At 44.0% G+C, this 11,810-nt stretch carries 13 protein-coding genes and 1 riboswitch; of the genes, 12 read left to right on the top strand and 1 reads right to left on the bottom strand.

Going from position 1 to position 11,810, the window contains the following annotated elements:
* Position 1: 1 nt before the first annotated feature.
* From rplI to rpsD, 9 genes are all read left to right on the top strand, one after another.
* A complete protein-coding gene (gene rplI / locus D8793_RS02195; protein WP_005591407.1) occupies positions 2–454 on the top strand; it encodes a 50S ribosomal protein L9 in 453 nt (150 codons plus the stop codon).
* Between the two features lie 25 nt (positions 455–479).
* Complete coding sequence (dnaB, locus tag D8793_RS02190) at positions 480–1,835, top strand: replicative DNA helicase (protein WP_125370729.1); 1,356 nt, start codon at positions 480–482, stop codon at positions 1,833–1,835.
* A 1-nt stretch (position 1,836) separates the two neighbouring features.
* Positions 1,837–2,109, top strand: a complete 273-nt coding sequence (locus D8793_RS02185; RefSeq protein WP_005592064.1) for a Veg family protein — start codon at positions 1,837–1,839, stop codon at positions 2,107–2,109.
* 204 nt (positions 2,110–2,313) lie between these two features.
* The gene (locus tag D8793_RS02180; protein ID WP_185761004.1) at positions 2,314–2,937 is read left to right on the top strand and encodes an HAD family hydrolase; all 624 of its coding nucleotides are present in this window, start codon (positions 2,314–2,316) and stop codon (positions 2,935–2,937) included.
* Between the two features lie 84 nt (positions 2,938–3,021).
* Positions 3,022–3,124, top strand: a riboswitch (TPP riboswitch).
* A gap of 220 nt (positions 3,125–3,344) precedes the next feature.
* Positions 3,345–3,635, top strand: a complete 291-nt coding sequence (locus D8793_RS02175; RefSeq protein ID WP_045499954.1) for a thiamine-binding protein — start codon at positions 3,345–3,347, stop codon at positions 3,633–3,635.
* Positions 3,598–4,350, top strand: coding sequence for an ABC transporter permease (locus D8793_RS02170; protein ID WP_125370731.1), 753 nt, complete (start codon positions 3,598–3,600; stop codon positions 4,348–4,350). The genes D8793_RS02175 and D8793_RS02170 overlap by 38 nt, the downstream gene beginning before the upstream one ends.
* Positions 4,351–4,392: 42 nt before the next feature.
* Positions 4,393–5,391, top strand: a complete 999-nt coding sequence (locus D8793_RS02165; RefSeq protein WP_185761005.1) for an ABC transporter substrate-binding protein — start codon at positions 4,393–4,395, stop codon at positions 5,389–5,391.
* Complete coding sequence (locus D8793_RS02160) at positions 5,391–6,113, top strand: ABC transporter ATP-binding protein (protein WP_125370733.1); 723 nt, start codon at positions 5,391–5,393, stop codon at positions 6,111–6,113. Before D8793_RS02165 ends, D8793_RS02160 begins: the two co-directional genes overlap by 1 nt.
* A 252-nt stretch (positions 6,114–6,365) precedes the next feature.
* Entirely contained in the window at positions 6,366–6,977 is a 612-nt protein-coding gene (gene rpsD, locus D8793_RS02155) for a 30S ribosomal protein S4 (RefSeq protein ID WP_000092756.1), read from the top strand.
* Between the two features lie 104 nt (positions 6,978–7,081).
* Here rpsD and D8793_RS02150 read toward each other — a convergent pair whose 3' ends face one another.
* A complete protein-coding gene (locus D8793_RS02150) occupies positions 7,082–7,612 on the bottom strand; it encodes a TetR/AcrR family transcriptional regulator (protein WP_125370734.1) in 531 nt (176 codons plus the stop codon).
* 141 nt (positions 7,613–7,753) lie between these two features.
* On the opposite strand from D8793_RS02150, the gene D8793_RS02145 reads away from it, so the two are divergent.
* The 3 genes from D8793_RS02145 to D8793_RS02135 all read left to right on the top strand — a co-directional run bounded on the left by D8793_RS02145 (position 7,754) and on the right by D8793_RS02135 (position 11,793).
* Positions 7,754–10,153, top strand: coding sequence for a YhgE/Pip domain-containing protein (locus tag D8793_RS02145; RefSeq protein WP_125370735.1), 2,400 nt, complete (start codon positions 7,754–7,756; stop codon positions 10,151–10,153).
* Positions 10,154–10,394: 241 nt separating this feature from the next.
* The gene (locus D8793_RS02140; RefSeq protein ID WP_125370736.1) at positions 10,395–11,120 is read left to right on the top strand and encodes a polyphosphate polymerase domain-containing protein; all 726 of its coding nucleotides are present in this window, start codon (positions 10,395–10,397) and stop codon (positions 11,118–11,120) included.
* On the top strand, positions 11,113–11,793 hold the full coding sequence (locus D8793_RS02135) for a DUF4956 domain-containing protein (protein WP_125370737.1): 681 nt from the start codon (positions 11,113–11,115) through the stop codon (positions 11,791–11,793). Before D8793_RS02140 ends, D8793_RS02135 begins: the two co-directional genes overlap by 8 nt.
* Positions 11,794–11,810: the final 17 nt, after the last annotated feature.

Below are 11,810 nucleotides of genomic sequence, written 5' to 3'. Positions count from 1 at the left end.
AATGAAAGTTATTTTTTTAGAGGATGTAAAAGGAAAAGGGAAAAAAGGGGAAATCAAGGAAGTGCCTACTGGCTATGCTCAAAATTTCCTGATTAAGAAAAATCTGGCTAAGGAAGCCAATGCACAAGCTATCGGTGAGTTGAGAGGAAAGCAAAAATCTCAGGAAAAGGCTCACGCAGAGATGGTGGCAGAAGCTCAAGCTATTAAGGCTAAGTTAGAAGAAGAAGCAACAGTTGTTGCTTTTACAGAGAAGGTCGGCCCAGACGGACGGACTTTCGGTTCGATTACTAATAAAAAAATTGCTGATGAACTACAAAAGCAATTTGGTCTAAAAATTGACAAACGGAATATCAAGGTTGATTCTCCCATTCGTTCGATTGGTTTGATTGATGTTCCTGTAAAGATTTACCAAGATGTGACAAGTGTGATTCGCCTGCGAGTTACGGAAGGGTAAAAAGGATTAAAGGAAGGATTCACCTATGGCAGAGATTGATGAGTTGCGAGCTCAGCCTCAAGATATTTTAGCAGAACAGTCTGTACTAGGGGCCATTTTCATCGATGAGAGCAAACTGGTCTTTGTCCGTGAATATATTGAGCCTGGGGATTTCTTTAAATATGCCCATCGGCTGATTTTTAAGGCCATGATTGACTTGGCGGATCGTGGGGATGCTATCGATGCGACCACCGTTCGCAATATTTTGGATAGCCAAGGAGACTTGCAGAATATTGGTGGTTTGAGCTATCTGGTGGAGGTCGTTAATTCTGTGCCGACTTCTGCCAATGCAGAGTACTATGCCAAGATCGTTTCTGAAAAAGCAATCTTACGCCGCTTGATTTCACGCTTGACAGAATCCATCAATCAAGCCTATGATGGGGAAAGACCATCCGAGGAAATCATTGCGGGTGCGGAAAAGGCCTTGATTGATGTCAGTGAAACAGCCAGCCGCAGTGGGTTTAAAAATATTCAAGATATTCTAAATCTTAACTTTGCTAATCTAGAAGCCCGTTCTCAGCAAACTACTGATATTACGGGGATTGCGACGGGTTACCGTGAGTTGGATAAGATGACGACAGGCTTGCACGAAGAAGAGTTAATCATCCTAGCTGCTCGCCCTGCGGTCGGAAAGACGGCCTTTGCCCTCAATATCGCCCAGAATATCGGGACCAAGCTGGATAAGACAGTGGCTATCTTCTCCCTAGAAATGGGGGCCGAGAGTCTGGTGGACCGGATGCTGGCCTCAGAGGGAGTGATTAACTCTCATTCCATTCGTACAGGGCAATTGACAGATGAAGAGTGGCAGAAATATACCATTGCGACAGCGAATCTGGCTAATGCGAGTATTTATATCGATGATACGCCGGGGATTCGGATTACGGAGATTCGTTCGCGAGCTCGCAAGTTGTCTCAGGAGACAGGGAATCTTGGTCTGATTTTGATTGACTACCTGCAGCTGATTACAGGAACGGGTCGTGAAAACCGCCAGCAGGAAGTTTCGGAAATTTCCCGCCAGCTTAAGATTTTGGCGAAGGAGCTCAAGGTGCCGGTTATTGCGCTGAGTCAGCTCTCGCGTGGCGTGGAGCAACGGCAGGACAAGCGCCCAGTACTGTCTGATATTCGGGAGTCTGGGTCTATCGAGCAGGATGCGGATATCGTAGCCTTTCTTTACCGAGACGACTATTATGAACGGGCCGGTGAGGAAGAGGAAGGAATTCCTAACAACAAGGTTGAAGTCATTATTGAGAAAAACCGTAGCGGGGCGCGTGGTACGGTTGAGCTGATTTTCCAAAAAGAATATAATAAATTTTCAAGTATTTCTAAAAGAGAGGATATATAGTATGAGTGATGCATTTACAGATGTAGCAAAAATGAAGAAAATCAAGGAGGACATCAAGGCTCACGAGGGGCAAATGGTAGAGATGACCTTGGAAAATGGCCGTAAGCGCCAAAAAAGTAAACAAGGTCGTTTGATTGAAGTTTATCCTTCTCTATTTATCGTTGAGTATGAAAATGAAGGGGGGCAGCCGGGTGAAATTGCCAACACCTATGTGGAGTCCTATACTTACTCAGATATTTTGACAGAGAAAAATTTAATTCGCTATTTTGACTAAGAATAATAGGTGATTCCAGAACTTTGTATTGCTTCCTAGAGTTGGGTAAAACCCAACTTTTAGGAACAGTTCATTTCTGGGATTTTTCTTAGCCTAAATATTCCATACCAAGGATGGTGAAGATCAGCCGAATGGTGGATTTGCAATGGCATGAGCTAGAACTTACAAAAGCTCCTACATATAGAGAAAGGGCTGGTGAAAGAAATGATAAAAAATTTGGTTTTTGACTTAGGAAATGTCTTGATTGAATGGAATTCTGAGAAAATTTTGACCACTTTCGAACCTGAGAAAGAGCGTCGACAGATTCTTAGACAGGCTATTTTTGATTCGGGTGTCTGGCATCAAACAGACAAGGGAGAGTTGAGCTTGAAAGAAGCCTGTGACGAAGTGCTAGCTCAGCTGGATGACTCCTACCATCCTGCTGTTCAGAATATCTTCTACAATTGGTATGAGGTTGTAGAGGTTTACAGTGGTTTACAGGAAAAGATTCGACTATGGGCTAATCAAGGTTATCGCATTTACATCCTGTCAACTACTTGCGAGATTTTTTACCGTATTGAAAAAGCTGGTTTGCTGCCCATCTTTCCACTGCTGTCGGGCTATATCCTTTCCTCAGAAGTCGGGGTTGTCAAGCCAGAGCTAGAGATTTATCAAAAGCTACTAAAAAAGTATAGTCTTGATCCGACAGAGTCAGTCTTTAGTGATGACATTCAAGCTAACTTGGATACGGCAGCTGAACTGGGTTTTGAAACCATCTTATCCACAAGTGAGTCAGAGAATATCAGGGCTATGGAGTCTTTGTTGGCTGCGAAAGGAGAGTTTGCCTGATTGATGATCGTTTGATTCACTTGTAGTTGAAAAGTAGTGAGTCCAAGCTCCAATCTTGACATTTGCTGATGATTGCGTTATCATAATCCTATATATGGGAGTCTGTGTACAGTCTGAGAGGAAGTGTAAGCTTCGACCGCACCTGATCTGGGTAATGCCAGCGTAGGGAAATGTATTTGTAAAGACCTTGTGGTTTTGCTAAAACGGCGAGTTATTCGCCAAGTTAGTTTACTGATGCATGCAACACCTTTTCCATATTGGAGAAGGTGTTTTTGTATGGAAAGCAAGGTGTTTATAAAGGGAGCTCGCTGTCTTTTTGTTTAAAAACCAAGTTATTTTCTTGTGAATTTTAATCCTATCTGCATACATTATTCTCAGATGAAGCATGAAAGTAAGGAGGTGAAGAGATGAAAGCCAGTATCGCTTTACAAATTCTTCCTTTGTCACATGATGTGAATCGTTTGGCAGTCATAGAGGAAGTAATTGAGTTTTTGCAAAAACAGCCAGTGAAGATGGTCGTGACGCCTTTTGAGACCGTTCTAGAAGGGGAATGGGAGACCTTATTTCCTATTCTGCAGCAGGCGATTGAGCTTGCAGGCACTCAGGCAGACAATGTTTTTGCTAATGTGAAAATAAACTATGGAAAGATTTTAAGTATTGATGAAAAACTTGAAAAATATCCTGCGGCAGCAGATTAGCCTTTTGGGGATGCTGGGAATCCTTGTCATCTGGCAGGTCATGGGCTGGCTCAAGCTCTTGCCCAAGTTTATCCTGCCGACGCCTCTGGAAATCGGTCAGGCCTTTATCAGAGATGCGAGCTTTCTAGCAAGTCATAGCTGGGCCACCTTAAAAGTAGCCTTGCTGGGGTTAGTCTTGGGTGTCATCTTGGCCTGTATACTAGCTGTGCTCATGGACAGCATGAGCTGGCTCAATGATTTGATTTACCCTATGATGGTCGTGGTGCAGACGATTCCGACCATTGCTTTGGCGCCAATTCTGGTTCTCTGGCTGGGTTATGGGATTTTGCCTAAGATTGTACTCATTATTCTAACGACGACTTTTCCGATTATCGTCAGTATTCTGGACGGTTTTCGGCATTGTGATAGGGATACTCTGACTCTCTTTGAGCTTATGCAGGCCAATCGCTGGCAGATTCTCTGGCATTTTAAGATTCCAGCCAGTCTTCCCTATTTCTATGCGGGCTTGCGCGTCAGTGTTTCCTATGCCTTTATCACGACCGTGGTTTCTGAATGGCTGGGCGGTTTCGAAGGCTTGGGTGTTTATATGATTCAGTCCAAGAAACTTTTCCAGTACGATACTATGTTTGCTATTATCATATTGGTTTCGGTTATCAGCCTGCTGGGGATGAAGCTGGTGGCTGTCAGTGAAAAATATGTCATTAAATGGAAATAAGAGCTCAGCTCTGCTATTTCCAAAAAAGAAAAGAGGATTATAATGAAAAAAACTTATAAAATGTTGTTGGCAGGTTTGGCTGCCGTGTCAATCTTTGGCCTAGCGGCTTGTGGTAAGTCAGGCTCAGAGTCTGCTAGTAAGGATAAAAAGATTGATTTTATCCTAGACTGGTCACCTAACACCAACCATACCGGCCTTTATGTAGCTCAGGAAAAGGGCTACTTCAAGGAAGCAGGCGTGGATGTGGATATCAAGTTGCCGCCTGAAGATAGCAGTTCGGATCTGATTATCAATGGCAAGGCACCTTTTGGTATTTACTTCCAGGACTCCATGGCTAAAAAACTGGATAAGGGGGCAGAAATCACAGCTGTCGCGGCTATTGTAGAGCATAATACTTCGGGCATTATTTCCAAGAAATCTGCAGGGATCACAAGCCCTAAGGATCTGGCTGGCAAGAAATACGGCACTTGGAATGATCCGGTAGAGCTGGGCATGCTCAAAACCTTGGTCGAAAGCCAAGGCGGTCAGTTTGATGAGGTGGAAAAGGTTCCCAACAACGATTCCAACTCTATTACGCCGATTGAAAATGGCTTGTTTGATGCAGCCTGGATTTATCATGGTTGGGACGGTATCATGGCAAAGACTCAGGGCATGGACACGAATTTCTTTTATATGAAGGACTATGTCAAGGAGTTTGACTATTATTCTCCAGTCATCATTGCCAATAATGACTATCTGAAGAAGAATCCAGAAGATGCGAAAAAGGTTCTTCAAGCCATCAAGAAGGGCTATCAATATGCCATGGAGCACCCTGAAGAAGCAGCGGATATTTTAATCAAGCATGCGCCAGAGCTGAAGAACAAACGAGACTTTGTCTTGGCTTCCCAAAAATATTTGTCCGAGCAATATGCATCAGATAAGGACAAGTGGGGTCAGTTTGAGGCTAGCCGCTGGAATGCCTTTTACAAATGGACCAAGGACAATGGCATCGTGAACAATGACTTGAGTGACAAGGGATTTAGCAACGATTATATAAAATAATGACAGAAATCAAACTTGAAAATGTAAGCTATGCTTATAATGAGCAGCAGATTTTGAAAGATATCAGCCTAGAGGTAGAGACAGGCCAGGTCGTAGCGATTTTGGGGCCTAGTGGAGTCGGGAAATCGACCCTCTTTAATCTGATTGCTGGGATTTTGGAGGTCCAGTCGGGCAGGATTGTCCTAGACGGGCAGGAAAATCCCAAGGGCAGGGTAAGTTATATGCTGCAGAAGGACTTGCTGTTGGAGCACAAGACAGTGCTGGGCAATGTCATCTTGCCCCTGCTTATCCGAAAGGTATCCAAAAAGGAAGCGACGGAGCAAGCTACTCAGATTTTGAAGGAGTTCGGACTCTTTGATGTGGCAGACAAGTATCCACATGAGCTGAGCGGGGGGATGCGGCAGCGCGTGGCTCTGCTGCGGACCTATATGTTCGGTCACAAGCTATTTCTTCTGGACGAGGCCTTTAGTGCCTTGGATGAGTTGACCAAGATGGAGCTACACACTTGGTATCTGGATATTCATCGTAAGCTGGGTCTGACGACCCTCTTTATTACTCATAGCATCGAGGAAGCTCTGGCTCTCAGTGACCGCATCTATATTCTGAAAAATCGGCCTGGACAAATCGTAGCAGATCTCCAGCTGACTTGGTCAGACAGCAAGGATAAGGAACTGCAGAAGCTCCGATACAAGCAGGAGATTTTGAAGCTTTTGGGGCTGTAAGCTGCCTTGTTTTCTAAAAATGACTTTAATCAAGCCTCTGGGCTTGATTTTTTGTAGAATAGTCTTTACTTTTGACTGTATTCATGGTACAATAGCCTTTGTGTGAAATAGCAGCAGGAAAGCATGAAGCTCGTCAACAGGTGTCTTATGACAAGTAACCTTGGCTGTTTAGGCGAAGGGCATCTGCACGAATCAGGGCTTTCTAAGTGACTATTTCCACCGAAATATTATTTATATCAGGAGGACATACACATGTCACGTTATACAGGACCATCTTGGAAACAAGCTCGTCGCCTTGGCCTTTCACTTACAGGTACAGGTAAAGAATTGGCACGTCGTAACTACGTACCAGGACAACACGGACCAAACAACCGTTCTAAATTGTCAGAATACGGTTTGCAATTGGCTGAAAAACAAAAACTTCGTTTCACTTACGGTGTAGGTGAAAAACAATTCCGTAACTTGTTCGTACAAGCTACAAAAATCAAAGGCGGAATCCTTGGTTTCAACTTCATGCTTCTTTTGGAACGTCGTTTGGATAACGTTGTTTACCGTCTTGGTCTTGCGACTACTCGTCGTCAAGCTCGTCAATTCGTAAACCACGGTCACATCCTTGTTGACGGCAAACGTGTTGATATCCCATCATACCGCGTAACTCCAGGTCAAGTGATCTCAGTTCGCGAAAAATCATTGAAAGTTCCAGCTATCCTTGAAGCAGTAGAAGCTACTCTTGGACGTCCAGCATTCGTATCATTCGATGCTGAAAAATTAGAAGGTTCATTGACTCGCTTGCCAGAACGCGATGAAATCAACCCAGAAATCAACGAAGCACTTGTCGTTGAATTCTACAACAAGATGCTTTAATTTCTATTGGAAATTTATTCAGAAGCCGTTTTCGGCTTCTTTTTTATTCGATTAACAAAAAGAGGCTGGGATATCTTGTCCCAGTCTTTATTAGTTGTTGAGTTTTATAGCATCTTTAAAAGGAGATTGGCCATTTGTTCAGGGCTTTCCTTACTGCCTCGGGCGATCCACATCTGGTAGACGCCAAAGAAGGCATTAACGAGGTAGACGATGCCGTATTCCTTTTCGATTTGATTGAAAGCTTTATTGCGAAACCGTTCTTGTAGGATTTGGGAAAGTAAGGATTGGAGCTTGTGGCGTAGGAAATTTTGAATTTCTCTAGTACCGTTTTCCGTCAAGAGAGCAGCCAGAAGAGGCTCTTGGGTCAAGAACTGAAAGACCTCTGTGATAGCGACTGCAACATCTTCTCGATTGTGTTCAAAGATGTGTTCTAGTTGATGAAAGAGGCCTTGCTGATAGCGCTCAATCATATCATATTTATCCTTGTAGTGGGTATAAAAGCTACTGCGACTGATGCCAGCAGCTCGCGCCAATTCGACTGTTGTAATATGGTCAAAAGATTCTTGATGCAATAAGTCAACCATAGCTTTCTCAATGATGGCCTTGGTTTTTTTACGTTTATTACTTTCCGTCATTTCAATCTTTCCTTTGTTATTGAATTATACAAAATTAGACAAGATGTACAAAAATAGATTTTTCTGCTTGCCTTAATTTTTTTATTGTGTATAATCTATTATATCAAATTTTTAGACAATGTGTATAAAAAAGGAGAAAAGATGTTCAAAGAATGGAAAGCCATCTTCAAAAAACCGAAGATTATTGTAGTCATGCTGGGGGTTGCCTTGATTCCAGCCTTGTATAATGTGATTTTTTTGAGCTCTATGTGGGATCCGTATGGCAAGCTTTCTGATTTGCCAGTAGCGGTGGTCAATCAGGACCAGAAGGCGAGCTTATATGGAAAAGACTTGTCCATTGGTTCAGATATGGTTCAAGATATGAAGAAAAATGCAGCGATGGATTTTCATTTTGTGGATAAGGATCAGGCAGAGAAGGGATTGGAAAAGGGCGACTATTACATGGTGGTGACTCTGCCAAAGGATCTGTCAGCCAATGCGGCTAGTATCTTAAGCAATCAGCCTAAGCAAGTTACGATCCACTACCAAACATCCAGTGGTCATAGTTTTATCGCCAGCAAAATGAGTGATTCTGCCATGACTTCGATGAAGCAATCGGTCAGTCAGAAGATTACAAACAGCTATGTGACAAGCCTTTTTGCGAGTATGGATAAGCTAAAAGGTGGACTTGGAACAGCTGCCGATGGCACAGCTAAATTGGCCGAAGGTAGCCAGGAACTGGCAAACGGTAGCCAAAAGCTGTCTACTAACTTGGAAAGTCTAGCTCAGTCTAGCCTCACTTTCTCAGATGGAGCCACAGCGCTGTCAACAGGTCTGGTAGCATACACAAATGGAGTGGCTCAGATCAATGCCGGCTTGCCGACTTTTACTAGCAAGATGACGGAATATACAGATGGAGTTGGGCAGCTTTCAGCTGGTGCCAGTCAATTAACCGCTCAGTCACAAACTTTACTAAATGGAACCAACCAACTGACGGGCAATTCACAGGAATTAGTCGCTGGTGTGGAGCGCCTAAACAGCGGTTTGGCAGAACTGCAATCCTCCGTTAATAGCAGCGTTACTGCTAATCAAGAAAAGGTTGCTCAGTTGACGGCGGGTCTAGATCAGCTCAATACGGCCATTCAAAATGCCACATCGGGAACGAGCTTGCCAACGGAAACAATTGCGGCTTCTCTCACGACGATTGCGACCAATGCCCAGTCTTTGGCAAGTAGTGCGCAAAGTGATCGGGCAGCAGCCATGGCAGCTTTGGAAGGCACAGCTGCTTACCAAAAACTTTCTGCTGATGAGCAAGAAGAACTAAAAGCCGCTCTAGCAGGCGGTGCTGATTCTAGCAGTAGTGCAGCGGCAGCCATTGTACAGGAAGTCCAAGCTATCCAAACGAATCTGCAAGGGCTGCAAACAGCCAGCAGTCAGGCAAGTCAGCTGTCGGCAGCAGCCAACCAAGTCCTGCCAGGTGCTTCAGCTATGATTAGTGGTCTCTATGGTGGTCTAGGTCAAGTAAATGAAGCTTTATCCTCTGCCAGCACTGGTTCAGCGACCCTTTCTCAAGGCATTACGGCTTATACAGGTGGCCTTTCTCAAGTAGCTCAGGGAGTAGCCGCTTATACTACAGGGGTCGACCAGCTTTCTCAAGGAGCGGCTAATTTAGCGAGCCATAATGACCAAGTGACTTCAGGAATCGGTCAAATCAGCTCAGGCCTCTCTCAATTAAATGATAAATCATCTACTTTGGTCACAGGGATGCAAACATTATCTACAGGTGCCACTCAAATGGCAGATGGTTCTCAGCAGTTAGCAGCAGGTGGTCTGACCTTAAACAGTGGGCTGGGAAATTTATCAATCGGCGCTCAGACTCTAAATACAGGGTTGACGGATGCCAAGGGTCAATTGTCCGAGCTTTCAGTGACAGAGGACAATGCGGCAGCCTTGGCTGGCCCTGTTGAGCTGAAAAAGACAGATAAAGATCAAGTCGGTAAAAATGGTGTTGGTATGGCTCCCTACATGATTTCTGTTGCTCTCTTTGTGGCGGCGATTTCGACCAATGTTATTTTTGGCACGCTCCCTTCTGGTCAAGTTCCAGCTTCTCGCAAAGCTTGGCTCAAGGCTCGTCTGGAGGTCAATGGCTTGATTTCTGTTTTAGCAGGCATCTTGGTCTATGGAGCGGTTCATTTGATTGGTCTTGAGGCCAACTACGAATGGATGACGCTGGCCTTGACTGTTTTAGCCAGCATGGCCTTTATGGCGGTTGTGACGACTCTGGTCACTTGGGATAGTAAGGTTGGGGCCTTTATCTCCTTGATCCTCTTGCTCCTGCAGTTGGCTTCCAGCGCTGGTACTTATCCGCTGCCCCTGACGGCGGAAATCTTCCAAATGCTCAATCCAATCTTGCCGATGAGCTATGCGGTGTCAGGACTGAGGGAAACGATCTCGATGAATGGTCAAATCGGTGGGCAACTAGCCTTCCTGTCCGCAACTTTACTGATTTTCATGGCTTTAGGTACAATGGCCTATCGTCCTGATAAGAAAGAAATTATTTAAAATAGAGAAGAGCGCAGACTATTTTCTCTTCGAAAGGAACAACTTGGTTTTGTGAACAAAACCAAGTTTTTTTGTTTCACGTGAAACAGTAGAGAATTTTATTGTGTAGATTTTCTCCACAAGTCTATTTTATTCGGTATGAAAATGTGAATGTTTTGTTTTCTTTAAGTTTTCTTTAGCCTTGCTTTAAGTTTTCATCCGTAAAATGGCTCTAGTTACAAGAAAGACAGGGGGAGAATCCATGGCTAAAAAGACATTTAAAGATAAATTTCAACGATTTGAAACCAAATATATTATTTCCAAAGAAACCTTGGCCGATTTATTGACCGAGTTTGAAAGTCATCTGGTGGAGGATGAGCATGCTTACTCGACCATCCATAATCTTTACTACGACACCCCGACTTATCAAATGATTCGTGAGTCCTTGGAAAAGCCCTATTTTAAAGAAAAATTGCGCGTGCGGACTTACGATGAAAATCCGAAAGAAGACAGTCAAGTCTTTTTGGAAATCAAGAAAAAAGTGCGCAAGATTGTCTACAAACGCCGCATTTCGACAGATCTAATCGCTGCAGAGGCTTACTTGGAGGGCGATCACAGTAAGGTTGAGGATTGTCAGATTCGTGAGGAAATCGACTGGCTGGGTCAGCGCTACGGTGGCCTGCAGCCCATGATGTATATCTACTACAATCGTTATTCTATGAAGGGGATTGAGGATCCCAATGTTCGGATTACCATTGACCACGATTTGACCTACCGCAACTATGATTTAAGCCTTTTGCATGGTCATTACGGGGAAAATCTTCTGCCGGATCATCATGTGATTATGGAAGTCAAGGTGCCAGGGGCCTATCCGCTCTGGCTGAGTGAGATTTTGGATCGCCATCAGGTCTTCCCAAGCTCCTTTTCCAAATACGGGGTTGCTTACAAGAAAACGACAGACTATAAAGGAGTTGTAAATCATGCTTAGTCATTTATTTTATGATATTTTTACCGATACGGCCGTAGATCCGGCTATGATGATGTTGGCTATCGGAGTGTCCTTGCTTCTGGGCTTAGTCATTGCCAATGTTTACCAGTTTAAGACAGTTTACAGCAAATCCTTTGTGATGAGTTTGGCGCTTTTGCCGACCTTGATTGCAATTGTGATTTTCTTGGTCAATGGAAGTTTGGGAGCAGGGGTTGCCGTTATGGGAGCTTTCAGCTTGATTCGTTTTCGTTCCGCACCGGGAGGAGCCAAGGAGCTGGTGTCCATTTTCCTAGTCATGACAATCGGGATTGCTATCGGAATGGGCTATCTGGTCTTTGCGACAGTCTTTACCCTCATCATGTCGCTCGTCATGCTGCTGCTTGAGGTGGTCAATTTCGGACAGATGAAGCATTCCATGCGCCAGCTGACTGTTGTCATACCAGAAAGTCTGGACTATGAAAGCATTTTTGATGATATTTTCAATAAAGCTGCCAATCATGTTGAACTGGCTAATGTCAAAACCTCTGATATGGGAAGTTTGTTCAAGATTAAATACATCATTCAGCTGAATGGTCAAATGACCGAAAAAGAACTCATCGATGCCCTACGTACGCGCAATGGAAATCTAGAGATTGCCATTAGCCGCTATATCACGAAAGAAAATGAATTATAATATCTAGAAAGAGGCCA

This window comes from Streptococcus cristatus (genome assembly GCF_003943465.1).
Classification (GTDB): Bacteria; Bacillota; Bacilli; order Lactobacillales; family Streptococcaceae; genus Streptococcus; species Streptococcus cristatus_C.
The sequence above is the reverse complement of the archived record's forward strand: the minus strand, read 5'-3'. Positions and strand labels throughout refer to the sequence as shown.